Annotated in this window: 26 protein-coding genes; 5 read left to right on the forward strand and 21 right to left on the reverse strand. The window is 60.7% G+C overall.

Annotated features, from left to right (window positions below):
- Positions 1 to 31: 31 nt before the first annotated feature.
- The 7 genes from CO657_RS17645 to CO657_RS17675 form a co-directional block, all read right to left on the reverse strand.
- Positions 32 to 1,405 carry an ATP-binding protein gene (locus CO657_RS17645; protein ID WP_054184169.1) on the reverse strand — a complete coding sequence of 458 codons (1,374 nt, stop codon included), beginning with the start codon at positions 1,403 to 1,405 and terminating at the stop codon, positions 32 to 34.
- Entirely contained in the window at positions 1,402 to 2,142 is a 741-nt protein-coding gene (locus CO657_RS17650; protein WP_054184168.1) for a response regulator, read from the reverse strand. The genes CO657_RS17645 and CO657_RS17650 overlap by 4 nt, the downstream gene beginning before the upstream one ends.
- Before the next feature lie 188 nt (positions 2,143 to 2,330).
- Positions 2,331 to 2,609: a hypothetical protein gene (locus CO657_RS17655; protein WP_054184220.1), complete on the reverse strand. Its 279-nt coding sequence runs from the start codon at positions 2,607 to 2,609 to the stop codon at positions 2,331 to 2,333.
- Between the two features lie 122 nt (positions 2,610 to 2,731).
- The gene (locus CO657_RS17660; RefSeq protein ID WP_054184167.1) at positions 2,732 to 3,223 is read right to left on the reverse strand and encodes a hypothetical protein; all 492 of its coding nucleotides are present in this window, start codon (positions 3,221 to 3,223) and stop codon (positions 2,732 to 2,734) included.
- A 98-nt stretch (positions 3,224 to 3,321) separates the two neighbouring features.
- Positions 3,322 to 3,768, reverse strand: a complete 447-nt coding sequence (locus CO657_RS17665) for a DoxX family protein (protein ID WP_054184166.1) — start codon at positions 3,766 to 3,768, stop codon at positions 3,322 to 3,324.
- Between the two features lie 59 nt (positions 3,769 to 3,827).
- Positions 3,828 to 4,289, reverse strand: coding sequence for a tetratricopeptide repeat protein (locus CO657_RS17670; RefSeq protein WP_054184165.1), 462 nt, complete (start codon positions 4,287 to 4,289; stop codon positions 3,828 to 3,830).
- A gap of 20 nt (positions 4,290 to 4,309) precedes the next feature.
- Complete coding sequence (locus tag CO657_RS17675; RefSeq protein WP_054184164.1) at positions 4,310 to 5,284, reverse strand: MBL fold metallo-hydrolase; 975 nt, start codon at positions 5,282 to 5,284, stop codon at positions 4,310 to 4,312.
- Between the two features lie 299 nt (positions 5,285 to 5,583).
- Between CO657_RS17675 and CO657_RS17680 the strand changes: the two genes are divergently transcribed.
- Entirely contained in the window at positions 5,584 to 6,336 is a 753-nt protein-coding gene (locus tag CO657_RS17680) for a sigma-70 family RNA polymerase sigma factor (protein ID WP_054184163.1), read from the forward strand.
- On the forward strand, positions 6,333 to 7,130 hold the full coding sequence (locus CO657_RS17685) for an anti-sigma factor family protein (protein WP_054184162.1): 798 nt from the start codon (positions 6,333 to 6,335) through the stop codon (positions 7,128 to 7,130). The genes CO657_RS17680 and CO657_RS17685 overlap by 4 nt, the downstream gene beginning before the upstream one ends.
- Before the next feature lie 60 nt (positions 7,131 to 7,190).
- On the opposite strand, the gene CO657_RS17690 is transcribed toward CO657_RS17685, so the two are convergent.
- On the reverse strand, positions 7,191 to 7,859 hold the full coding sequence (locus CO657_RS17690) for a DUF1345 domain-containing protein (RefSeq protein ID WP_054184161.1): 669 nt from the start codon (positions 7,857 to 7,859) through the stop codon (positions 7,191 to 7,193).
- A gap of 93 nt (positions 7,860 to 7,952) precedes the next feature.
- A complete protein-coding gene (gene tal / locus CO657_RS17695; protein WP_054184160.1) occupies positions 7,953 to 8,918 on the reverse strand; it encodes a transaldolase in 966 nt (321 codons plus the stop codon).
- Positions 8,919 to 9,337: 419 nt separating this feature from the next.
- On the opposite strand from tal, the gene CO657_RS17700 reads away from it, so the two are divergent.
- Entirely contained in the window at positions 9,338 to 10,315 is a 978-nt protein-coding gene (locus tag CO657_RS17700; protein ID WP_003590156.1) for a sugar-binding transcriptional regulator, read from the forward strand.
- Positions 10,316 to 10,453: 138 nt separating this feature from the next.
- Here the strand turns inward: CO657_RS17700 and CO657_RS17705 are convergent, their stop codons facing one another.
- Together CO657_RS17705 and CO657_RS17710 are read right to left on the reverse strand one after the other, a co-directional pair.
- On the reverse strand, positions 10,454 to 11,326 hold the full coding sequence (locus CO657_RS17705; protein ID WP_054184159.1) for a methylated-DNA--[protein]-cysteine S-methyltransferase: 873 nt from the start codon (positions 11,324 to 11,326) through the stop codon (positions 10,454 to 10,456).
- 78 nt (positions 11,327 to 11,404) lie between these two features.
- The gene (locus CO657_RS17710) at positions 11,405 to 11,902 is read right to left on the reverse strand and encodes a DUF2244 domain-containing protein (RefSeq protein ID WP_037073447.1); all 498 of its coding nucleotides are present in this window, start codon (positions 11,900 to 11,902) and stop codon (positions 11,405 to 11,407) included.
- Here CO657_RS17710 and nth point away from each other — a divergent pair.
- On the forward strand, positions 11,901 to 12,710 hold the full coding sequence (nth, locus tag CO657_RS17715; RefSeq protein ID WP_172643267.1) for an endonuclease III: 810 nt from the start codon (positions 11,901 to 11,903) through the stop codon (positions 12,708 to 12,710). The genes CO657_RS17710 and nth overlap by 2 nt on opposite strands.
- A 29-nt stretch (positions 12,711 to 12,739) precedes the next feature.
- On the opposite strand, the gene CO657_RS17720 is transcribed toward nth, so the two are convergent.
- The gene (locus CO657_RS17720; RefSeq protein WP_054184158.1) at positions 12,740 to 13,453 is read right to left on the reverse strand and encodes a sulfate transporter family protein; all 714 of its coding nucleotides are present in this window, start codon (positions 13,451 to 13,453) and stop codon (positions 12,740 to 12,742) included.
- 235 nt (positions 13,454 to 13,688) lie between these two features.
- Between CO657_RS17720 and CO657_RS17725 the strand changes: the two genes are divergently transcribed.
- The gene (locus tag CO657_RS17725) at positions 13,689 to 14,543 is read left to right on the forward strand and encodes a MurR/RpiR family transcriptional regulator (protein ID WP_003590149.1); all 855 of its coding nucleotides are present in this window, start codon (positions 13,689 to 13,691) and stop codon (positions 14,541 to 14,543) included.
- Between the two features lie 4 nt (positions 14,544 to 14,547).
- Here the strand turns inward: CO657_RS17725 and CO657_RS17730 are convergent, their stop codons facing one another.
- The 9 genes from CO657_RS17730 to CO657_RS17770 all read right to left on the reverse strand — a co-directional run bounded on the left by CO657_RS17730 (position 14,548) and on the right by CO657_RS17770 (position 24,461).
- Entirely contained in the window at positions 14,548 to 16,131 is a 1,584-nt protein-coding gene (locus CO657_RS17730) for an FGGY-family carbohydrate kinase (RefSeq protein WP_054184157.1), read from the reverse strand.
- Positions 16,131 to 16,820 (reverse strand): HAD family hydrolase, encoded by a 690-nt coding sequence (locus tag CO657_RS17735; RefSeq protein WP_003590147.1) that lies wholly within the window; start codon positions 16,818 to 16,820, stop codon positions 16,131 to 16,133. The genes CO657_RS17730 and CO657_RS17735 overlap by 1 nt, the downstream gene beginning before the upstream one ends.
- A gap of 97 nt (positions 16,821 to 16,917) precedes the next feature.
- The gene (locus CO657_RS17740; protein WP_054184156.1) at positions 16,918 to 18,399 is read right to left on the reverse strand and encodes a mannitol dehydrogenase family protein; all 1,482 of its coding nucleotides are present in this window, start codon (positions 18,397 to 18,399) and stop codon (positions 16,918 to 16,920) included.
- Between the two features lie 82 nt (positions 18,400 to 18,481).
- A complete protein-coding gene (locus CO657_RS17745; protein WP_003590145.1) occupies positions 18,482 to 19,480 on the reverse strand; it encodes an ABC transporter ATP-binding protein in 999 nt (332 codons plus the stop codon).
- 17 nt (positions 19,481 to 19,497) lie between these two features.
- A complete protein-coding gene (locus CO657_RS17750; protein ID WP_054184155.1) occupies positions 19,498 to 20,328 on the reverse strand; it encodes a carbohydrate ABC transporter permease in 831 nt (276 codons plus the stop codon).
- A gap of 1 nt (position 20,329) precedes the next feature.
- A complete protein-coding gene (locus tag CO657_RS17755; protein WP_003590143.1) occupies positions 20,330 to 21,202 on the reverse strand; it encodes a carbohydrate ABC transporter permease in 873 nt (290 codons plus the stop codon).
- A 137-nt stretch (positions 21,203 to 21,339) separates the two neighbouring features.
- Positions 21,340 to 22,650, reverse strand: a complete 1,311-nt coding sequence (locus CO657_RS17760; protein WP_012559024.1) for an ABC transporter substrate-binding protein — start codon at positions 22,648 to 22,650, stop codon at positions 21,340 to 21,342.
- A 145-nt stretch (positions 22,651 to 22,795) separates the two neighbouring features.
- Complete coding sequence (locus CO657_RS17765) at positions 22,796 to 23,746, reverse strand: sugar-binding transcriptional regulator (protein WP_003590141.1); 951 nt, start codon at positions 23,744 to 23,746, stop codon at positions 22,796 to 22,798.
- A 136-nt stretch (positions 23,747 to 23,882) separates the two neighbouring features.
- Positions 23,883 to 24,461, reverse strand: coding sequence for an exopolysaccharide biosynthesis protein (locus tag CO657_RS17770; RefSeq protein WP_172643306.1), 579 nt, complete (start codon positions 24,459 to 24,461; stop codon positions 23,883 to 23,885).
- Between the last annotated feature and the right edge of the window lie 279 nt (positions 24,462 to 24,740).

Consider the following 24,740-nt stretch of genomic DNA (forward strand, 5'->3'; position numbering starts at 1 on the left):
GACGAAGCAACGACAACGCACCGGCTGGAAGTTAGCGCGGTGAAGAAATCGGCGGCAGGCCATCGGTCTGGGTCGCTTGAGCGACCGGAAGATCGATGACGACGACTAGGCCGTTCGGTTTCCTGTCCAACAACGTCAATTGTCCGTTGTGTCCTCTGGTGATCATCCCGTTAGCGATCGGAAGACCTAGCCCAAGCCCGGAACCGCTCTTCGCGCCGAACTGCCGCGATTTATCCGCTTTGAAGAATGGCTCCAAAACCTTCGCCTTGAGCTCATCGGTCAAGCCGGGGCCATTGTCGCTGACCTTTATCTTGATCCCGCCATCGTCGCGACGTTCCAGATCGATTTCGACCTGCGTCGCATAGCGGGACGCATTCTCGACCAGATTCGTGATCGCGCGACTCAGCGCCTGAGGTTTGCAGACAAACGCCAGCCGCCGCGGGCCGGTGAACCGCACATCGACACCAGTATCGGAAAAATCGGTCGCGATCGTCTGCAGCAGGCTTGAGATATCGACCTTTAGATCGACCGCCATCACGGATGGGTCTTTGAAATAGGCCAGGCACTCGTCGATCATGAAATTCAAGGTGGCGATATCGGCCAGCATCAGGCTGCGAAGTTCCGGTTCTGCGGAACGCTCGGCCCGCATCCGCAATCTCGTCAGGGGCGTCCTGAGATCATGACCCACACCACTCAGCATTCTGGTTCGATCCTCCGACATGCTTTGGATTCGATCGCTCATGACGTTCAGCGATTCCGCCAGACTGCGGATCTCGGCTGCACCATCCGCTTCGAAAGGCTTTTCCAAACTGCCTTCCGTGCTTGCTCGTTTTGCAGCGGCGGCAAACCGTCTTAAGGGTTCGGTGATCAGTTGGCTGCTGAAATAGGCAAGCAGCACCAAAGGGATGACGATTTTCAGAAATCCGCTGACAGCGGCAGGAACGAACCACAAATAGCTGGGAAATACCGGCAGTTGAAAGATCAGTGCCCGCTTGTCGTCAATTCCGACGGTCAGGACGTCAGGGTGCGATTGGCCCATGACGAAGCGGTGAAATGCCGTCAAGACATTGTCGGCGAGCATCGCGTCGATGCGCGCGACGAATTCGCCAGGCGATATCCGTTGCTCCCCTCCGCGTGACTGGTCCGGGGACGTCCTTTCGACCGCAATGCCGATTGCCGCAGCCCTCTCCAGGACGGCGTCTTCATCCTGCGCCGACCTTGCCTCATCAAATTGCTGCGCGACCATCGCCGCTCTCGCGGCAAAGAGGCCGTTCTGAAAACCGCGATCATGACGGCCGTAGATGAATGGCTCCATGGCTGTCGCCACCACGGAAACCAGCACGACCAGCAGCGTCGCTAAGATGAGAATCTGGTTTTGGATCGAAGCGCGTCGAAAATTTCTCAAGAGAGGCGCTCTACCTTGGATGCGAAAAGATAGCCGCCCAGCCGCACCGTCTTTATGAATGTCGGATCTTTCAGATTGGGCTCGATCTTTTGCCTGACCCGGCTGATATGGGCGTCGATGCTGCGCTCCACCGGCCCCGCCGATCCGGCATGCGTCATTGATAGCAGCTGTTCGCGCGTCAAAACCTGGTTCGGATTGCAGCAGAATGCCAGGAGGATATCGAACTCCGCAGTCGTCATCGAAACTTGGGCGCCATCGGCATCGAGGAGCTGACGGCTTTTCGGATCGATGCGCCATCCCGAGAACGTCATGGGGCCAAGCGCTTCCTCCTGATGATGCGCATATGACGCTCTGCGGAGAATACTCTTGATCCTGGCCAGCAGTTCGCGGGAGTTGAATGGTTTCGTGACATAGTCGTCGGCACCGAGCTCCAGGCCCAGAATCCGGTCGATATCCTCCTGGAGCGCCGTCAGCATCAGGATCGGCACCTGGCACGAAGCACGAAGCCGCCTGCAGATGCTGAAACCGTCCTCGCCCGGCAGCATCGCGTCGAGGACGATGAGGTCGAATTGCTCGCGCGCCATCAGTCGATCCATAGCCGCGCCGTTCTCCACCGACGAGGCCCCAAAGCCGCTGCTTCGAAGAAAGTCCACCAGCATATCCGCGATCGCGGGATCGTCCTCGACGATGAGGATACGAGCGTGATTGGGAACTGCCGTTTCATATGCCATCGTCATTCGTTCTCTTGCCGGAAGCTGCGGCGCGAAATTACCAGGTTTCACCATGGCCGGGTCAAAGATCTCTGAGGGATACCACACGATTCCAGCCGGCGCGCCGGGCTCCGCCTTCAGCATATCAGGTGCCGTGCGATGATATGTTCGATAATGTTGAGATATGTTGCGGATTTCCGAGAGGCAATCCGGCGTCAAAACTGGCTTTGGGGATCGCCGCTGATTTCCACCTTGTCGCCTTGGATTGCGCAATCGATGATGACGGTGGCGATGAAACACATCCGAACGACCAGCAGGCAAAAGAACACCAGCGAGACGATCGCCGTCGCATAATGCTTCAACGCCGAGCGCTTCGGGAGCCGTGCCGTGAGCTTATGGAGAAGACGTCTGGCGAGACGACCGATCGCCACGAGCAGGAACAATGCCGTGATGATGTAGCCGCTTGCTGCGGCTGCCCCTAACAACTGAAACATGAGAAGACACCCGCACCAGGTGAAAAGCTCCGATTTCGGAATGACGCTTTCAAGCCGGCCAGGCCACGCAGAAGGAATGAAGCGCAGCGTCCGGTTCGTTACCGGTTGGAATTCGCCCACGCCTAATCAGCCCGCTCTGCGTTGGATGTGGCACGACGGCTTAAAAGAAGAGACGTGGCGGCACGCCACCGAGACGCCTTGACGGTGCCTGCAATCGACGTCCCGTTTGCAGCAGGTGCCTTTTGGACCGCAGCAATCCTGGCTGTTTTTGACTCCGTGAGTGCCGCGATCCTTCTTAGAAAGGCGTCGCCGTCGAATTCCTTCGAGGGATGAGCGGACTTTGCCGTCGGCTGGGCAGCATGGAAAAACACTTCGAGATTGATGACCGGTATCGGCTTGATGTTTCGGACCATATCGATATCCGGCCGCGTTGTTACCGCCAGCAAATATCGGTCCGACCGCAAGGCGTCGAAGAGTTCCGGCACCGAGGATACAGAAGCCGCGGCATATCCGTTCTCATTCAATTTCGAGACGATATCGTTGGCAGCGCCTTTTCCGAGAAAGACGAGAATTGGCTTTTGCTGATTGTTTTGCGCGGAAGACATCACTGGCACACTCCTGACCTGTCGCCATAAGTGTAGCCCGCATCGACGCCGCCGTTTGTTCGGTTTTGTTCGATTTTATTGCGCCGCAGGATGCTCGCCGACCTCGACTAGAGCACCGCCCGCAACCAGGGATGCAGTCCGTTTGTGCGCTTTCGCAGCCAATTGTCGATCGATATCGATCCCGCGCCCGAAGCCGCCAGGACGAACATGCCGCCGGCAATCGCCAGGTCCTTCTCGAAATGCAAGAGCTCGTTCTGGCTCGCAAGATTGGTGTGGAAGAGCAAGGCGGTCGCCAGGCAGAAGAAGGCCAGCGCCAAGGCGCCAAACCGGCAGAGAAAGCCTGTCGCAATGGACAGGCCGGCACCAATCTGAAGGGCGATGGTGGCAAAGGCAACCGGCGCCGAGAGCCCGAGTTTTGCGAAAGTATCGACGGTCGCGGTGATATCCGTCGCCAGCGACCAACCTTCATGCAGAAAGATCAGCGACAGCAGAAGCCTGCCGAGGAGAAGAATGAGATCGGCCAATCCGGGCCGGCTTGAGACGCTTTCCATCATATCCTCCGGTTTGAGAAGAACAGGCGGTTCTGCCGCCTGCTCTTGCGTTCCTATGCTCGTCAATTGCCGCCCTTGGCCGCAATGGCCTTTTGCAGGTCTTCGAGTTCTTCGCAGCCGCTCGGGCAAAGTTGCTTCAGTGTTGACACCTGCTCCTCGGCCTTCGCCATCTCGCCTGTTTCGATATAGAGTTCGCCGAGATATTCACGCGCTGCCTTGTGATCGGGCTGAAGCTCCAGTGCCTTGGTGTAGTAGGTCAGCGACGTTTTGTAGTCGCCCGTCTTGCGCAGCGTATATCCCATCAGATTATAGACATCCGCCTGCTGGTTGTCCTCGGTAAGGCCGCGAAGCTCCGCCAGGGCGCCGTCGTAATCCTTGGCATCGATCTTGGCGCGCACCGACGTCAGGTCGGGAGCGTCCGTCGATTCCATATTGTCGACAGCAAAGGCGGGAAGCGCCGTCACCGCCGAAAAGCCCGCGCATATGGCACAAAGCCAGATGAATCCGAGAATTGCATATTTCATGATGGTCTCCTTTCGGCCTTTCAGGCCTGGACTGTCGGTGTAAAGCCATAGGCATTGCCGTCCTTGACGAAGGTGCCCGAGCCGGGGAAAGGGAAATGCGAGCCGCAGATCGCGATATTGTCGGCGATGATGCGGTCGATCAGACGCCGGCGCGTGCCGACGGCCATCGGCCCGTCCTGGTCGTAGCTGCCTTGCCATTCGGGATGCGGCGCGAGCAGGGCCGGCACATACATGATGTCGGCCGAGACAAGCAGTTGCCTGTTGCCGGAGGTGACAAGATAGGCCGAATGACCCGGAGTGTGGCCGGGCGCAGCAAGAAGACGCACTCCCGGTGCAACCTCGGCCCCATCGTCAACCTGCTTCCAGTTCTTCCATTTCGGGAAAACCTCGGCAATGCGCTTGCCGGCCGGCCTGCGGCCTTCCGCAAGCTTCTCGACCCGGCCGGGCTCCGTCCACCAATTGTATTCGACGGCGTTGACGATGAGTTCGGCGTTCGGGAAGACAGGATCGTTCGTTCCCTTTTCCATCAGTCCCCAGACATGATCGGGGTGGAAATGCGAGATCATGATCGTGTCGATCTTCTTGTAGTCGATGCCGGCGGCCGCCATGTTCGCCGGCAGATGCGTGGCATTCGCCTGCCATTGACCGACGCCCGAGCCCGCGTCCATCATGATCAGTCGGTCGCCGAGTTTCAGGACGACCACTGTCAGCGGAATCGGCATGAATTCCGTCGTGAGCCCGGCCTTGGAAAGCGCCTCCTTGGTGTCCTCGATCGAAGCATTCTTGATGAAGGTCGGGTCATGCGGCTTTTTCCAGATGCCGTCATAGATCGCCGTGACTTCGACATCCCCGATCGTGTATTTGTAGAAGCCGACCATCGGCTCCAGCGGCGTTGCGGCGAGCGCCGGCATGACGAATTCGAGCTTCGACGACAGACCGAATGCAGCCGCCGCGGCAGCCGATCCCAGGACGGCGCGACGTGACATGGTAAACATGATTATGCCTCCTCTCGTTGATGGCATTTCTGGTGGCGAAGACTGGATTTGCTCAGATGTCCTCACTGCCGAACTAGATCGCCGGCACGGCGCACTTATTCCCAATCTCGGGAGTTATTTCTTCAAGCTGTTGAAAATGTTGTTCTATTTCTATCGCGCACGACGGACGCCTCGCTGCTTGCAAAAAACTGGCGTCGACATGGAATAAAACCGCTTGCCGATCGGTCTAGATCGCAAGGGGCCGCATTGCATGCCTGCGGGTCCGACGCCCAAATTCGGCTGCTGTTGAGGCAGGGAGAATGATGACAAACGTCCAGATCACCTATCCCTTCGGGTCGACCGATTGCATGCTGCTCGTCCGGCATGCGTCGGAAGCCCGTATTCCACCATCACCGCTGGCCGTATTTCGCGGCGGTGCGGCGTGGCTGTTCAATCTCATGGTCTCGGGAAAAGCGCGCAGCGATCGGGTCGCTTCGGCAGCCGGGACGAGCGTGCAGCATGAATTGATGCAGCCCTTTCAGGACCTGATCGTTCCCCATCTTGACGCGGCTTATAGTTTTGCCCGCTTCCTCAGCCGCGACGCCGATGCCGCGCAGGATATTGTCCAGGAAGCGTTTCTGCGCGCCTATCGCAATTTCGAAACCTATCGTGGCGGCGACCCGCGCGCCTGGCTCTTTGCCATTGTCAGGAACTGCTGTCATGTCTGGCGCCAGCAGGATCGCCGCAAAGCGCGGTTCGAGCAGTCTTTGGGCAATGACGGCTATGCTGACCTCGACGAAGGCGGCGAATACCAGATCGCCTCGGAGGAGGATTCGCCGGAGACGGCGACGATCCGACGAAGCGAACAGCAGCGCGTACGCGCTGTCATCAGCCGGCTTCCGGAGGCGATGCGGGAAATCCTTGTCTTGCGCGAGCTTGAAGATCTTTCCTACCGGCAGATCGCCGAGATCATCGATGCGCCGATCGGCACCGTCATGTCGCGGCTTGCCAGGGCGCGGCGTGAATTTGGCGAAGCCTGGGACGCATGCAGCAAAAGAGAGACGGCAGGATGAGTGAAGCCCAACAGAAAAGTTGCCCGGAATGGCGCATCATGCTGCACGGCTTTGTCGATAACGAACTCGATTCCGTCCACACAGCGCAATTCGAGGATCATCTTGCCATCTGCCCAAATTGCAGGGCGGAGATGGAAAGGGTTCGTGCCGTGAGAAAGATCATCGATCAGGATGGCATCAAATGGAAGCCGCCGGAGGCGCTGCGCGCGCAAGTGCTGTCGATGCTGTCTTTCGAGCAGGCGGCTGTATCCGGCCTGCCGCTCCCGCGCCAAGCGCCGGTCTGGCGCCGTGCCCTGGATGTCATCCGGCAATGGAGCTTCGTGCCTTCGCTCGCGGCGCTGGGAGCAGGCGCCTTCCTGTTCATCAACGCACCGTCGCCGGCCTTGCTTTTGCAGGAGCAGATCATGGCGAGCCATGTCAGGTCGATGATGGCCGATCATCTGACCGACGTGCTGACCTCGGATCAGCACACGGTAAAACCGTGGTTCAACGGCAAGATCGATTTTTCACCACCGGTCAGCGATCTCGCCAAGGGCGGTTTTCCGCTGATCGGCGGCCGTGTCGACTATATCGGTGATCGCGCCGTTGCGGCTCTCGTCTACCGGCGCCACGGCCATGTCATCAACCTGTTCATCTGGCCGGCGGCCTCGGCCGCTGAGACGACGACGGTGGATGACGGCTATAACATGAAGCAATGGTCGGACGGAGGGCTGGTGTTCTGGGCGATTTCGGATGTCGCCGCAGGCGACCTGGCCGAGTTCGAGACCCTCTTCAGGGCAGCGGCAAAAGGTTGATGCATGTCGCCCGGACGTGTGCAGCGGTTCCGGGATAACAACATGCATCAAAACAAAAAGCTAAAGCAGGCTCGCACCGACATTGATCGCCAGCGCCAGGATCGTCGTATTGAACAGGAACGACAGAACGGCATGCAGCAGCGTCAGTTTACGCATGCTGGTCGAGCTGACCGCGACGTCCGCCGTCTGCGCGGCAACGCCGATGGTGAAGGAGAAATAGAGAAAATCCCAGTAGCCGGGCTCTTCGATCCCGTCGGGAAATTTCAGGCCGCCCTCCCCGTCCGTCCCGCCATAGAAATAATGGGCGTAGTGGATGGTGAAGAGCGTGTGCAGAAACATCCACGAGATCAGGATCGTCAGCACCGCAGCACCTGCCCGCGCCAGCGCCGCGTCAGGCGCCGCTTCCTTGATGGAATGCAGCTCGATGCCGATGCCGGCGATGCTGGCAAGCGCTGCGCCGATCGAAAGAGCCAAAAGAACCGTATCGGAAAAATCGAGATCCTCGGCCTTTTTCCGGATGCTTTCGACCGTTGCCCGCAGCATCTTGCGCCAGCTGAGCGCGACAAAAACGCCGGCGCTGACATTCCAGCCGAACAGGATGTTGCCGGCGCTGACATCGCGCGAGGTCACAGCCAAGAAGACCACCAGTCCGGCAAGGATTGATATGATGAAGCTCGCATGCTTGTAGGCAAATGCTGCAAGCGAATTTGCCCGTCCCTCACCCGCCATACCAGTCTCCGACAGCATATGTCTTTGATAACAGCACGAAAAAGGCGCGCCTGCCAGCCGGCAGCCGCGCCTTCGATTGCATGCCGCGTCCTATCAGGCGGCGGCGAGCTGCAGTTCCTTCTGCACCATGGTGCGCAACGTTCCCAAATCCTTGGCGAAAGCGCGAATGCCTTCGGCGAGTTTTTCCGTCGCCATCGCATCCTCGTTCATCATCCAGCGGAAGGTCTTCTCGTCGACAGAGACCTTCGGATCCGGCTTGCGGGCCTCCGGCGAAAGCTTGCGCTCCAGCTTGCCTTCATCCTTGGCGAGTTCGTCGAGCAGGTTCGGGCTGATGGTCAGGCGGTCGCAACCGGCAAGCGCTTCGATTTCGCCGGCGCTGCGGAAGGAGGCGCCCATGACGATCGTCTTGATATCGTTCGCCTTGTAGTAGTTGTAGATTTCACGGACGGAGATGACGCCCGGATCTTCCTCGGCGGTGTAGTCCTTGCCGGTCGATTTCTTGTACCAGTCGAGGATGCGGCCGACGAAGGGCGAGATCAGGAACACCTTGGCGTCCGCGCAGGCGATTGCCTGGGCCTTGCTGAAGAGCAGCGTCAGATTGCAGTCGATGCCTTCCTTCTGCAGCACTTCCGCAGCGCGGATGCCTTCCCAGGTGGAAGCGAGCTTGATGAGGATGCGATCCTGACCGATACCGCGATCCTTATAGGCGGCGATGATCGACCGCGCCTTGGCAAGCGAAGCCTCGGTGTCGAAGGAAAGGTCGGCGTCGACCTCGGTCGAGACGCGGCCGGGGACGAGCTTCACCAGAGCTGCGCCGACGGAGATGGCGAGGCGATCGGCGACGGCGGAAGAAACGGCGTCAGGATTGCCGCCCTGCTTCTTGCCCCAGGCAACGGCTTCCTTGATGGCGTCGGCAAACATCGGCGTGCCGAGGGCCTTCAGCACGATGCTCGGGTTCGTCGTGCAATCCACAGGCTTCAGGCGGGCGACGGCTTCGATATCGCCGGTATCGGCGACAACGGTGGTAATCTCGCGGAGTTGGTCAAGCTTGGATGTCATGGTCAATAATCCTTGTTGAACTTGGGCTGCGACCGGCGCGAGTTCCGCCCGGCAAGTGTGATCTACCGACAGATTGTCTGCATGCTGCAGGCGAGAATGCGCGCATCCGTCACGGATGATTCATAAACGTGTAGCACAGTAGCCCTGTTCCCGCGGGCAAACCGCACGCCGTACGCAAGCGATATCGCCTGCGGCTGGAAGGCCGGTCGTGACTTTCGGCATGCCCGCACTATGTCCTCCTCGGACAGACAGAACGACTTTTATCGTCAGGACTATCGCCATTCGGTCAGGGAAAAGTCAAGGACATTTGTGCATTTCAATTGACATAAGTGTCACACCGGTCATTATCCAGCCACAAGCGTATCGCTGCGACCTTTCATCTCATCAGGGATTCAGGGCAGGAATTGTGCGGAGGAGATGTGGTCAAGCTTAAACGCGGCACGCACACGGCCTTTTCGGAAGCATCCTCGCTGCGGTTGAGGGCTGCGTGGCTCTACTACAATGAGGGGCTGACCCAGAAGGACGTCGCCGAACAGCTCGGCATCAGCCGTACCACGGTGATCCGTCTGCTCGACGAGGCGATGAAGCGCAGCGAAGTCCAGATCTGGATCAACGATTCGATCGGTGATTGCGTCGAACTTGCGGTAAAGCTGGAGCGCGCCTACGGCCTCGACGAGGCGATCGTCGTGCCGTCACCCATCGGCAGCGACGTCAATTCTCTGGCAAAGAATGTCGGCCTGGCGCTTGGCCAGTTCCTCTCCGAAGCCATCCCCGACGACTATACGATCGGCGTCGGCTGGGGCCGCACCATGACCGCCTCGCTGTCGAGCTTCCGGCCGCCGCGCCGCGCCAATTGCAAGGTCGTCTCGCTGCTCGGCGGCATCGTCGCCGTGCACCAGACGAACCCCATCGATTACACATGGCGGCTGGCCAATCAGCTCGGTGCCGAATGTTATATGTTCCTGGCGCCGCTCCTCGTCGATTCCGTCGAGACCAAGCGCAATCTGATCGAGAAATGCGGGCTGGACACGATTTATCGTCTGGCCGAGAGCCTTGATCTGGCGATCGTCAGCTGCGGCGATATCGGCCCGCATTCGACCTCGCTGTCGGAGGGCTGGATCTCGAAGGCCGAGCTGCGGGAGCTGATCGCTGCCGGCTGCGTCTGCGACACCATGTTCAACTTCCTCGACAAGGACGGCAATTCGGTCGACCACTCGATCAATCGGCGCGTCATGTCCGTCGATCTCGACACGCTGAAGGAGGCCAAGCATATCGTGCTCTCCTCCGGCGGCGCCCACCGCGCCGTCGCCATCCGCGCCACGATCAAGCGCATCGGCTGCAATACGCTGATCACCGATGAAAGTGCGGCACGGGCACTGTTGGAACTGGCAGAGTGACATCTCCCGTCCCTCTTCTCCCCAGCGGGGAGAAGTGCCGAAGCGCTAGCGAGGCGATGAGGGGGTGAGCGACGCGAGGAGCGAACGGTCGGAGCGATAAGCGACGAACGACCCGCCGCTCCTGACGAAAAACGCCGCTCAGGCGTGCGCCGATTCCCAGCCGAGCATCGCCCGCTTGCGGGTCAGGCCCCAATGGTAACCCGTCAGCGCGCCGTTCTTACCGACCGCGCGATGGCAGGGCACCACGAAGGAGATCGGGTTGGCCCCGACCGCAGCCCCCACCGCGCGTTGCGCCGTCGGCCGGCCGATATCGTTGGCGATATCGGAATAGGTGACGGCCTTGCCGAACGGGATCTTCAGGAGGCTCTGCCAGACGCGCACCTGGAAGTCCGTGCCGATCAGCACGACGCGCAACGGCTGTTCCGATGACCATTTGCCGGGCTCGAAGATGCGGGCGGCGTAGGGAACGGTCGCCTGCAGGTCCTCGACATATTGGGCATTCGGCCAGCGGCAGGTCATGTCCTCGAGGCAGGCCCGCTCGTCGCCGGAATCGCTGAAGGCAAGGCCGGCAAGGCCGCGGTCGGTCACCATGATCAGCGCGATGCCGAAGGGGCAGATGTGGAAGCCGTAGCGGATGGTGAGACCACCACCCTTGGCCTTCCACTCGCCGGGTGACATCGCCTCATGGGTGACGAAGAGATCATGCAGCCGGCTCGGCCCGGAGAGGCCGACCTCGATCGAGGTCTCCAGCAACGGCATATCTTCCTGGCGCAACAGCCGCTTGGCGTGGTCGAGCGTCACCGCCTGCAGGAAACCCTTGGGCGACAGGCCGGCCCATCGGGTGAAGGTTTTCTGCAGCTGGGTCGGCGACTGGTTCAGCCGCGCCGCGATCACCTCCAGCGAAGGCTGGTCGCGGTAATCCTCGGTGATGAGTTCGATCACCCGGCGGACAATGTCATAATCAGGGCCGTCAGGCGTGATGTCTGTCTGCAGGTTCGCAATCATATTCATCGTCTTTCTCCTTGTCATAAGGAGATAATCAATAGGCTGCTCGCAAACCACCCGTTTCTTGCGCACCGCGAGGTAAGTTCAGATACGCTGCTTGACCGTGGCGAGCGCTCCCTTGAAGGCTTTGGCAAAGCTTTCACGATCGTCGGGGTTGAGAAAGGAGCCGATATCGGTGCGCCGGCCCTCGCCGAAGATCTGCATCGAGAGAATGCCGATCTCCTGATGCCGGCGAACGAGGAAGCGCGTCCAGAACGGATTGAAATGGTGCTCCACCATCCGCCCCGATGGCGCAAACTTTCGTACCGACACGTCGGTGCGCGACACCGTGATCTCCTCGCGCGCTCGTCCGGAGCGGTAGTTCAGCCAGAAGGCGCCGTAAAGCAGTGCGAAATCCAGCCCGAAGAAAAAGCCGATCGGCCAGGCGCCGGTGGCGATGAAGAACATCCCATAGAGGAAGCAGACGGCGCCGGACAGGATCAGCAGCACCCTGAAGCCCCGGCGGCCGAGCGATCGGTGGGGGAAAAGCTCGGCAGCGAAAACAGGCTGCTCGTTGAGGCTGTCGGCGTTGCTTTCCATCATGGCTGCTGAGTATAGATTCACCATGGCGAATCCGAAACTCAAATCCGTGACCAGACCGTCGCAAAACTCGAATGTGATCGCTCGTCGCAAACCGGCGACGGCGGCGGTGAAGACCGCCTATTCGCTCGCCGAGCGCGAGGAGATCTTCCGCCGCTTCTCGGTGCAGCGGCCGGAGCCGAGGGGCGAACTCGAGCATAGCAATCCCTTCACCCTCGTCGTCGCGGTGGCGCTGTCGGCGCAGGCGACCGATGTCGGCGTCAACAAGGCGACCCGCGCCCTCTTCAAGGTTGCCGATACGCCGGAAAAGATGCTCGATCTCGGCGAGGAGCGGCTGCGCGACTACATCAGGACGATCGGCCTCTATCGCAACAAGGCGAAAAACGTCATCGCCCTCTCGCAGATGCTGGTCGATGATTTCGCCGGCAAGGTGCCGGAGACGCGCGACGAACTGGTGAAACTGCCGGGCGTCGGCCGCAAGACCGCCAATGTCGTGCTCTCCATGGCCTTCGGCCAAGCGACGATGGCCGTCGACACGCATATCTTCCGCATCGCCAATCGCATCAAGCTTGCCCCCGGCAAGACGCCCGACGAGGTCGAGGCGCGGCTGATGAAGGTGATCCCGCAACATTACCTCTATCATGCCCATCACTGGCTGATCCTGCACGGCCGCTACACCTGCAAGGCGCGCCGCCCCGAATGCGAGCGCTGCGTCATCGCCGATCTCTGCAAGTCGCCGGAAAAGAGTTGGGATGTGCCGGCGCCGCTCGTCGAACTACCGCCGCAGGTGATCGGCGAGGCCGTCGAGTAGCAGGTCGCCTTGACCCTGCCCGGCTGACCTCACACCCGAAAACCGGCGTCGCGGGCGGAAACCATCTTGTGCAGATGCACCATCATGCCGGCGGCAAAGAGCGGGGTCAGAAGATTGACGAAGGGGATCGCCAGAAAAAGCGCGATCACCAGCCCGCCAAGAAAGACAGTAGAGGCGTGCTTGGCGCGGAAGAGCCGTGCCTCCTCGGGCGAACGGAAGCGCATGGCGGCGAATTCAAAAAATTCCCGTCCGAGCAGATAGCCGTTCACCAGAAAGAAGGCGACCAGATTGACGCCGGGGATGAACAGCAGCAGCAGCGCCACGATATTGCCGAGGATCACCACGCCGAGGAATTTGATCGAGCTTGCCATCGCCGGGCCGAGCGGCATGGCGGTCCCCGCCGCGTCGTTGGGATAATCGCGTTTTTCGATGACGTCGGCGACATCGTCGAGGAACAGGCCGGCGATCAGCGCCGTGACCGGCGACAGCAGCAATGCCAGCATCAGCGCAAGGCCGATACCGGCAAGGATTGCGAAAATCAGGGCGAGCCACCCGGCCCAATCCGGCACATCGGGAAAGAAGCTGGTGAGCCAGGGAAAGAGGAAAGCCATGAAGGCCCCGCGCAGCGCGAACCAGAGGCCGACCAGCACGAGAATCGTCAGCCCGAGCACTTTCCAGAAGACCGAACGTGTTTCCGGCGCGAACAAATTGGTCAGCGATTGTCGAGCGGCGTCAAGGATCATGTCTCAGCTGTCTCCGGTTGCGCCGAAGATGTAGGAAAGATTGATGCCACCCACAAGAGAGAATAAAATTGCAGGCGCTAATAGAAAACTTGTCGAAAATTAAATGCTAATATAGTATTGTCACGTATCTGAATATGCATGGGCCTGAGAAGCAGCTTCCGAAATAGTTGCAAAGACAAGGGGTCGCAACAGCGCATCCGCGGAACGCCTCTAAGGAAAAACGGGGGAGGCTGATGTGGAAGACTTTGTGCAAAAACTCAGGCAATACGCAAAAAACGGCACTCCGGCCGAACGCCGCATTGCGAAATATTTCACCGAACATCTGAACGACCTGCCTTTCGAGACGGCTGCGTCGGTCGCCGACAGGCTGGATCTCTCGCCGATGACCGTCGGGCGCTTCCTGCGCGCGCTCGGCTATCAGGGATTGGACAGTGTCAAAGTCGAGATTCGCGAAACCGTGACGACATCGCCGGCGCAACTGCAAAGCGCCATGAGCGAGCTGCATCAGGACGCCGCCGAGGGCAAACCGCTCGCCGTGCTGGTTGCCGAACAGATCCAGGCGCTCCACCATATCTACCATCTGACGGCGCAGCCGCATTGGTCCGAAGCCGTCAGCCTGATCAGCACTGCCCGCGAAGTGTCGATCGCCACGCATGCCCGGCTTGCAAGCCTCGCCCATCATTTCTGCCAGCGGCTGACGCAAGCCCGTGACGGCGTGCGCACGCTCGACGGCGCCGACAACCGTTTTGCCGAGCTCTTCGCCCGGCTGGCGGTCGACGACGCGCTGCTCGTCATCATCGACTGTCGCCGCTTCGCCAAGGCGCGGCTGCTTGCCAGGACGGCGCGGCGCTACGGCTATAAGGTCGTGCTCATTTCACCGCAGCAGGCGGACTGGATGGCGGATCAGTCGAACGTCATGCTGCCTTTGCCGCCCGCCCGCGCGCCCGATCTCGACAATCTGCCGCCGCTGATCGCGCTGCTCGATTGCCTGTCGGAATCCGTGGTCCTCGAAGTCGGGGAAGAGGCAGCCCTTCGCCGCCGCCGCATGCTGGAATTTGCCACCGTCCTTGGCGAGACGGCCAACCACTGAACCGTTATTGCATCGTTTCCAGCTCGGCGCGATGCCGGTGCATGGCAAGAAGGCGGCGGTAGTCGCGGTCGTAGAGCGCCTGCTTCGCCTTGTCGGGAAACCGTACGTCGCCGCCCGGATACATCGCTTCGCCAGCCGCCGCCAAATCCCCGTGCAAGCCGCAGGCGACGGATGCGGCAATCGCCGTGCCGAGCAGCACCGCCTCGTTCATCTTCGGCACCACGACCTTGCAGCCGGTGGCATCGCTGTAGAGCTCCATCAGCACCGGGTTCTTCACATGCCCGCCGGCAATATGCAGCGTATCGGGCACATAACCGTATTCCTTCATCATTTCCAGGATATGGCGGATGCCGAGCGCAATCGCCACCGCAGTGCGCCAGTAAAGCGTGCAGAGGCCATCGAAGGATGTATCGAGGCTCAGCCCGCTGACGACACCGACGGCGTGCGGATCGGCGAGCGGCGAGCGATTGCCGTGGAAATCCGGCAGCACGAAAATGCGCGCCCCGAAGGCATCGCCCTCCTCTGCCCGCAATTCGGCAATGCGTGCGACGATCTTCTGATGCAGCGCCGCCGTCGGCTCGCCGCCGGCGGCATGCATGCGCACGATGTGGTCGAGCAGCGCACCGGTCGCCGATTGCCCGGCCTCCACCAGCCAGGATTGTGGAAAGACCGCCTCGTAATAGGGGCCCCACATGCCATGGCTCGGCTTGCGTTCCCTGGAGAAGGTGACAATACAGCTCGACGTGCCGGCAATTAGCGCCAGCTGGTGCTCGCGCTTTGCAGGATCGGCGGCATATTGGCCGAGTGCACCGAGCGCACCGGCATAGGCGTCGATCATCCCGGCGGAGACATGGCAATCCGTGGTCAGCCCCAGCGCCTCTGCCGCACCAGGCGTCAGCCGGCCGACGCTGCCGCCGACGGGCACGGTCTCATCCGGCAGCTGGCCGCGCGCCTGAAGGTCCTCGAGACCGATCCGCCTTAGGAAATCCTGCTGCCAGCCCTTTTCGAGATGAGCGAGATAGTTCCATTTCGCCGTCAGCGTGCAGCGCGATCGGGCAGCCGATCCGGTCGATTTCCACGTCATGAAATCGGCGAGATCGAAGAAGTAGCCGGCCTTTTCCCACGTGGAGGGTAGCTTCTTCTTCAGCCACATCAGCTTCGGCATCTCCATTTCGGGCGACATGACATGCCCGGAATGTTCAAGCACAGCGTGCTCCGTCGCAGTGCAGAAATCCGCTTCCTTCAGCGCCCGGTGATCGAGCCAGACGATCGTGTCGAACCGCCTCTCGCCGCCGATGGAAACGCTGAGCTGCCGGCCCTCGGCATCGCGGACGACAAGCGAACAGGTGGCGTCGAAGCCGATCGCGCCAACCGAGGCTGCAGCGATACCGGATTGCGCCATGGCGCTGCGCACCGCCGTGCAGGCGGCAGACCAGATGTCCTCGGAATCGTGCTCGGCATGGTTTTCGCGCGGTCGGTTCATCACGATCGGATGTTCGGCCTTGGCGAGCAGGCGGCCACGGGCATCGAAGACGCCGGCGCGCGCACTGCCGGTGCCGACATCCACCGCAACCACATGATCCCGCATCAAATCTTGATCCCGTCCAGCTTATGGTTGCGGACAAGGTGTATCAATTCAGGCATGGCGTCAAACACCACTTCCGGCGAAAGCCGGTCGAGTTCAGCGCGATAACCGGCGAAGTTGGCATGCGATCCGCCGGTGAAGGCAAACACCGTCATACCCGCCGCCTTGGCGGCGGCAATGCCGGCCGGGCTGTCCTCGACGACAATGCAGTGCGCAGGCTCTACCTGCATTTCACGCGCTGCATGCAGGAAAAGATCGGGCGCCGGTTTGCCGCGCTTGACCATCGTCGCACTGAAGATGTCGGGCAGCCTGCCGAGCAGCCCGGTGACGGACAGCGACAGCCGGATCCGCTCCATCTGGCTTGAGGAGGCGACGCAGCAGCGAACGCCGAGCCCATCGATCGCTGCGGCGATACCGTCGATCGGCTTCAATTCGGTGCGAAAGCGGGCGTAGAGATCGGTGCGGATGCGCTCGAGAAATTCCTCGCCGGCATGGACGTTGAATTCGGTGTCCAGCGTGTCGACCATCGTCGACAGGCTGCGGCCGAGAAAGCGCTCATAGGCTTGGTCCTCGGTGATCGAGACGCCGAGATCGTTCATCGCGGCGACCAGCACGCTGATCGAGATCGGCTCGCTGTCGACGAGCACGCCGTCGCAATCGAAGATGATCAGCTGCGGTTCAGCATCAGCCATGGAGGACCCAACCTGAGTTCAATTTCGGACGCACGACCGTCCCGCTTCCTCGCAAGGCCGGATGGACGGCGGCAATGAATGCCGCCATCCGGATTCACTACACTGCGAGCTTGCCGTCGAGATAGAGCTGCAGCGTCTCCCGCGTGCCCTTTTCCCACAGAGTTTTGAGAGCATGGGCGAAACGCTTGCGGAAAAGTTCGGATTTCGCCACCTCGCCGAAAATATCGTCGAAGGCGAGAAAGGCCGACGGATCGTCCTTGGCCTTCAGCGCTGCCGCGTGCAGGCGCTCGGCGCTGGCGTCGTTGAAGACGATATCCTTGCCGCTGTCGGTCTTGCCGGCGAAATAGCGGCACCAGAGCGCCGAAACCAGCGCCAGGCCGACGACATCCCGGCCCTGGCTGAGATTGTCGAGCGTCGACGGCAGGATGAACTTCGGCTGGCGGTTGGAGCCGTCCTGGGCCAGCCGCGGAATGGTGTCGGCAATCTTCGGATTGAGCAGCCGATGTTCGATCAGCGCGAAATAATCCGACAGCGACGTGTTCGGCACCGGCGGCACGATCGGGATGATCTCGTCTTTCTCGAGCTTGGCGAGGAAGGCGCGAATCAACGGATCTTCCATCGAATCATGAACGAAATGAATGTCCATCAGTGCTGCCGGATAGGCGATCGCCGCATGTCCGCCGTTAAGGATGCGGATCTTCATGTGCTCATAGGGCGTGACATCGGGAACAAAGGTCACGCCAACCTTTTCCAGCGCCGGCCGGCCGGCGGTGAACTTGTCCTCGAGCACCCACTGCTTGAATTCCTCGCAATAGACCGGCCAATTGTCCTCGATCTCGAAATTATCCTTGAGGAAATCGATCTCCCGCTGGCCGGTCGCCGGCGTGATGCGGTCGACCATCGCATTCGGGAAGGCGACGTTTTCCCGGATCCACTCGGCAAAGCCGGGATCCGACAGTGCCGCCGTGCCGACCACGGCATTGGCGGTGACGATGCCGTTATGGGGAATGTTGTCGCAGGACATGACGGTGAAAGGAGCGATACCCCTCGCCTTGCGCGCCTTCAGGCCGGCGACGATCAGGCCGAACACCGTCTTCGGCGCATCGGGGCTGTTTCCGTCGGCGGCAATTGCCGGATGGGCCGGATTGAACGTGCCCGATGCATCAATGAAATAACCGCCCTCGGTGATCGTCATCGAAACGATGCGGATTTCGGGATCGGCGAGTCTGGCAATGATCGCGGCAGGATCGCCGACCGGCAGGATATCGATCATCGGCGCGGTGACGCGCGCCGCCGTCTTGTTGTTGTCCTGCTCGACCACCGTCGTCAGAAAATCCTGGGCCGCAAGCTTTTCGCGCATGGCGGCATCCGAGGGCAGCACACCGGCGCCGACGATCGCCCAGTCGTGATCTGCGCCTGCGTTGAAGAGGTCGTCGAGATAGACCGCCTGATGGGCCCGGTGGAAATTGCCGACGCCGAAGTGCACGATGCCGGCTTTCAGCGACGCCCTGTCATATCCAGGGACGGCGGCGGTGCGTGCCGCTAGGGAAAGCGTTGCCAGCGATAGTTTGCACGTCATGTTTCAGTCCTCTTGAAGGTCTTGCCGAAACGGCCGGGCGCCATCGCCCGGCTCGCATGCCTGCCCCCAGCCCGCAGCTGCCTCAGATGGCAAGACCACCCTCGTTGAATTTGTGAATACGCGAACGGTCCGGCGTCAGATAGACCGTATCGCCCGCCTTGGCGGCAAAATCGCCGCTGCCGCGCGCGGTCACCATGCCGATGCCGTCGGCATCAATGTGCAGGAAAGTGTCGGAGCCGAGATGCTCGGCGACCACGACCCTGCCCTTCCAGTCGCCGCTCTCCATCGACAACAGCATATGTTCTGGGCGGATGCCGATCGTATGGGCGCCGAGCTGTGCGGCGTTCTGGCCTTTGATGAAATTCATCTTCGGCGAGCCGATGAAACCGGCGACGAAAAGGTTGCGCGGGCGGCTGTAGAGTTCCAGCGGCGAGCCGACCTGCTCGATATTGCCCCTGTTCAAGACAACGATCTTGTCGGCCATGGTCATCGCCTCGACCTGGTCGTGGGTGACGTAGACCATCGTCGTCTTCAGCTGCTGGTGCAGCTCGCTGATTTCGAGGCGCATGTTGACGCGCAGCGCCGCATCGAGGTTCGACAGCGGTTCGTCGAACAGGAAGGCCGAAGGCTGGCGCACGATGGCGCGGCCGATCGCAACGCGCTGCCGCTGGCCGCCGGAAAGCTGGCGCGGCTTGCGCTCCAGATAGTCGGTGAGATTAAGCACCCGGGCGGCATCCGAGACCTTGCGGTCGATCTCAGCCTTGTCGACCCCCGCCATCTTCAGCGGGAAGGCAATGTTGTTGCGCACGCTCATATGCGGATAAAGCGCATAGGACTGGAACACCATGGCAAGGCCGCGCTCCGACGGCGCCTTTTCGGTGGCGTCGCGGCCGTCGATGACGATCTTGCCGCCGGAGACATCCTCGAGGCCGGCGATCAATCGCAGCAGCGTGGACTTACCGCAGCCCGACGGGCCGACGAAGACGACGAACTCGCCGTCCTTGATGTCGAGATCAATCGAAGGGATGACCTTGGCTTCGCCGAAGACCTTGGAAACCTTCTGAAGGGTAATGCTGCCCATGTTTGTCTCCCTTTATCTTATTTCACAGCGCCGAAGGTCAGGCCGCGGACAAGTTGTTTCTGGCTGAACCAGCCAAGGATCAGGATCGGCGCGATCGCCATCGTCGATGCCGCCGAGAGTTTGGCATAGAACAGGCCTTCCGGACTGGAATAGGAAGCGATGAAGGCCGTCAGCGGCGCCGCCTTGGAGGCGGTGAGGTTGAGGGTCCAGAACGCCTCGTTCCAGGCAAGGATGATGTTCAGAAGCAGCGTCGAGGCGATGCCGGGCACCGCCATCGGCGTCAGCACGTAGACGATCTCCTTCATCAGCGATGCGCCGTCCATGCGAGCCGCTTCGAGGATCTCGCCGGGAATTTCCTTGAAGTAGGTGTAGAGCATCCAGACGATGATCGGCAGGTTGATCAGCGTCAGCACGATCACCAGGCCGGTGCGCGTGTCGAGCAGGCCGGAATTGCGGAACAAGAGATAGATCGGGATCAATGCGCCCACCGGCGGCATCATCTTGGTCGACAGCATCCACATCAGCACGTCCTTGGTCCGCTTGGTCGGCGAAAACGCCATCGCCCAGGCGGCCGGGATCGCGATGATCAGGCCGATCAGCGTCGAGCCGAAGGAAATGATCACCGAGTTCATGAAGTGGCTGAGATAGTTCGACCGGCTCTGCACCTCCGCATAGTTCTCTGTCGTCCAGTGGAAGAACAGGAACTGCGGCGGCGAGGCGATGGCGTCGGCTTCCGATTTGAAGCTGGTCAGGAAGGTCCAGAGGATCGGGAAGAAGATTAGGATGCCGAGCGTCCAGGCGATCGCGGTGACGATGACCTTGCGCCGGGCTGTGACTTTTCTGGCCATCTCAAGCCTCCAGATTCTTGCCGACGAGGCGGACGAGGAAGATCGCGACGATATTGGCAAGCACGACGGCGACGATACCGCCCGCCGAAGCGCCGCCGATATCGAACTGCAGCAGCGCCTGGGCATAGACGAGGTAGGTGAGGTTGGTGCTGTCGGTGCCCGGCCCGCCATTGGTGGTGACGAGAATTTCAGCAAAGACCGAGAGCAGGAAGATCGTCTGGATCAGGATCACCACGGTGATGGCGCGGGCCATATGCGGCAGGATGATGTAGATGAATTTCGAGATCGGCCCGGCGCCGTCCATTTCGGAGGCTTCCTTCTGCTCCTCGTCGAGCGACTGCAGCGCCGTCAGCATGATGAGGGTGGCAAAGGGCAGCCATTGCCAGGCGACGATGAGAATGACTGAGAACAGCGGCGCATTCGCCAGCCAGTCGATCGGCTGCAGGCCGAGCGCCTTGGCAAGATGCGCAAACAGGCCGTTGACCGGGTTCATGAACATGTTCTTCCACACCAGCGCGGCCACCGTCGGCATGACGAAGAACGGCGCAATCACCAGGATGCGCACGATACCCTGGCCGTACATCGGCTGGTCGAGCAGCAGCGCAAAGGCGATGCCGCCGATCACGGTGATCAACAGAACGCCGGCGACGAGCACCAGCGTATTGACCAGCGCCGCGAAGAAGGCAGGATCGGACAGGAAATATTCGTAGTTCAGAAAGCCGACGAAGCTCTCCATGCCCGGGCTGAGCAGATTGTAGTTCAGCAGCGAAAAATAGATCGTCATCGCAAGTGGGACGATCATCCATGCAAAGAGGAGCAGCACGGAGGGCGCAATCATCAGGCGCGCTGCGGAGCGGGTATGCAAGGTTGCCATGGCAATCACCGATCTGATCTGAAGCGGGGAGCGGCCGCAGGAAAGCTTTGTCTGAAAAAGCGGCCGCCGATGCAGTTCGGGCAATCGGCGGCCCAGAGGGGCGGATCGTCAAGAATCCGCCTCTTGCTCAGGAGGTTTTACTTAATGTAGCCGGCTTTGGTCATTTCGCGCGTCGCCAGCTGCTGTGCGCTCTTCAACGCCTGGTCGACCGAAATCTGGCCGGCAAGGGCTGCCGAGAACTGCTGACCCACCGCCGTACCGATACCCTGGAATTCCGGGATCGCCACGAACTGGACGCCGACATAAGGAACCGGCTTGACGGTCGGCTTGGTCGGATCGGCCGCCTCGATCGAGTCGAGCGTCATCTTGGCAAACGACGCCGCCTTCTGGTAGTCCGCATTCGCATAGAGCGACTTGCGGGTGCCCGGAGGTGCGTTCAGCCAGCCTTCCTTCTCAGCGACGAGATTGCTGTATTCCTTGCTCGTCGCCCAGGCGACGAACTTCTCGGCAGCTTCCGCCTTCTGCGTACCTGCCGGGACGGCGAGGCTCCAGGCCCAGAGCCAGTTGCCGCGCTTGCCGAGGCCCTTGTCCGGGGCGAGCGCAAAGCCGACCTTGTCGGCGACCTGCGACTGCTTCGGATCGGCGACGAAGGAAGCGGCAACCGTTGCGTCGATCCACATGCCGCACTTGCCGGTCTGGAACAGCGCCAGGTTCTCGTTGAAGCCGTTGGAGGAAGCGCCCGGAGGGCCGGCATCCTTCATCAGCTTGACGTAGAAGTCGAGCGTGTCCTTCCACTCCGGCTGATCGAACTGCGGCTTCCACTTTTCATCGAACCAGCGCGCGCCAAAGGAGTTGGACATGGCCGTCAGGAAGGCCATGTTCTCGCCCCAGCCGGCCTTCCCACGCAGGCAGATGCCGTAGATTTCCTTGTCCTTGTTCGTGATCTTGCGGGCAGCGTCGGCAACGAAATCCCAGGTCGGCGCGTCGGGCATCTTCAGGCCGGCGGCGTCAAACAGGTCCTTGCGATACATGACCATCGAGCTTTCGCCGTAGAACGGCGCAGCATAGAGCTTGCCGTCCACGGTCAGGCCACTGCGGATCGCCGGCAGCAGGTCGTCGACGTCATAATTGGCGCCGAGATTGTCGAGCGGCAGCAGCCAACCCTGCTTTGCCCAGATCGGAACTTCGTAAGTGCCGATCGTCAAAACGTCGTACTGGCCGCCCTTGGTCGCGATGTCGGTCGTGACCTTCTGGCGCAGCACGTTCTCTTCGAGGGTGACCCATTCAAGGTCGATGCCGGGATTCTTCGCCTTGAAATCATCCGTCAGCTTTTGCATCCGGATCATGTCGCCGTTGTTGACGGTTGCGATTGTCAGCGTCTCAGCCGAAGCCATGCCGGCAAACGCCAGTGCTGAGCAGGCGCCCAGCAGAAAAGTTCTCAATGTCATATCTTCCTCCCAGAAGATGGGGTGTGAGCATTCGCTTCGCTCATGGGCAATTACTCAATAAACGATAAAGAATGTCAATCGGCAATCGTTGCTGCGGTGCCGAAGGAACTAGCTATCCAATTGATTTAAAATAATTATTTTTTGCTCAATTCCTGAGCAAAAACTCAGCCGTCTCTTCGTCGGTAATCAGCCCATTGATTTGCTGCCCGACAACGGCGGCCCGGATCGCCTTGAACTTGCGCTTGCCCTTGGCCAGACCGATGACCATCGATGCGTCCCGGGACGGGATCGGCGCCGACGCGACGCGCTCGTTGATCGGGTTGTCGAGCAACCTGCCGTCGACGTCGAAAATCCAGCCGCAGATCTCGCCGACCGCACCCCCGCGCATCAGCTCCATCATCTCGTCCTTCTCGAGGAAACCGTCGACGCAGAGCGGCCCGTCGATGCCGAGCTCGCCGATGCCGACGAAGGTGACGTCGGCCTGCGCGCTCATATCGAGCGTCGAGCGCACCAGCTGCTGGCCATGCAGCAGCTCCCGCTCTTCCGCCGAGGTGACGAGCACCGGCAGCGGCATCGGATAGTGCCGCGCCTTCACCGCATCGGCCATGCTGAAAATGACGTTGTAATAGGCGGCCGATCCGTCCGGGGCGATATTGCCGGTCAGCGAGACGATTCGGTGATTGGGACATTCGATCGCCGGAAGCTGGTCGACGGCCGCCTTCAGCGTACGGCCGGTACCGACGGCAAGCACGATCGGCTCGGCCCGTTTTAGCCATCGTTCGATCTCGGCCGCGGCCGCCTCGGCAATGCCGACGGTCGCCGACGATCCGGAATCGCTCGGCACTACTTCCACATGTTTCAGCCCGAATTTCCGCCGCAGCTGGCTGGCGAGTTCCAGGCAGGCGGCGATCGGATGATCGAGCCGCACCTTGATCAGACGCTCGGCAACCGCCAGCGATACCAGCCGCTGCGCCGATTGCCGCGAGATGCCCATCGTGGCGGCGATTTCATCCTGCGTGCGCCCGGCGACGTAATAGAGCCAGCCGGCACGTGCCGCATCGTCGAGGCGTGCCGCGGTCTCGGATCTTTTTGCCATTGAATGCCTACCACGCAAAGTGAGCCGGCGTGCCGCCGCCGAACATGATTTGAAACTGTATCGCGCCAGATCAAAACAAAAATCCGGCAAATGTCGAGCCTGTTGAAAAGAGCTCCGCCAAATAACCGGCGCTTACTCAGGCAAACCATTGCATGACGAGATAGATCGCCGCCTTCACCAGGCCGTAAATCACGCCGCCGGCAACGACCAGCGACACGGCCGTCATGATGAAGCCGATCAGCGCAAAAAGCCCGTCGCGGCCCAATATGCCGAAAGCGAAGACCGAGATCGTGATCGCCGGCAGCATGTTGCCGAGCGGCACCGGCAGCAGCAGTACGATCGACAGCAGCAGGCATGCGGCCCCGGCGATATATTCGGCGGGCGGCTCGGCGAAGATCGCCAGCCTCGGTTTCAGCATCCGCTCCGCCCAGGCGAGCCAGCGGTGGATGCGGCCGACAATGGTTTCGAAATCCTCCCGCCTCATCGAACGGTCGGCAATCACCCTCGGCAGCCAGGGCTTCAGCCCGAAGGTCAACTGTGCCGCCAGAAAGACCAACGGCGCGCCGAGCACTGCCGAAGTCCCTGGCGGCGTCGGAAAAGCATTCGGCAGCGCGAAGATCAGCATCAGCGCGCTGATCGCCCTGTCGCCCATCGTCTGGAACAGGTCGCCGATCGAAATCCGCTCCCGGCTCCGGTCGGCGGCCAGCTGCCGCAGGATGGATGAAAGGCGACGGCCTTTGGGGCGGGGTGGACGGGGTCTTCTGCGTCTGTGGGAATCGGCGTTTTCGATGGTCATGATACCAGTGAGTGATGGACGTGCAGGCTCGGATTTTGGCCGCGCAATATGCCAATTGAATGACTTGCGGAACGGGAATAACTGTCAAAGACGATTTGGTTCGATCATTCCGCTTTGCGCCGCAAGCGTGCGTCGGGTGGCGGAATGAAGGCTTGTAATTCCCCGCCAACAGTGCGAGCAGACAGCACAGACCAGAGA

It is taken from the genome of Rhizobium acidisoli (assembly GCF_002531755.2).
GTDB lineage: Bacteria > Pseudomonadota > Alphaproteobacteria > Rhizobiales > Rhizobiaceae > Rhizobium > Rhizobium acidisoli.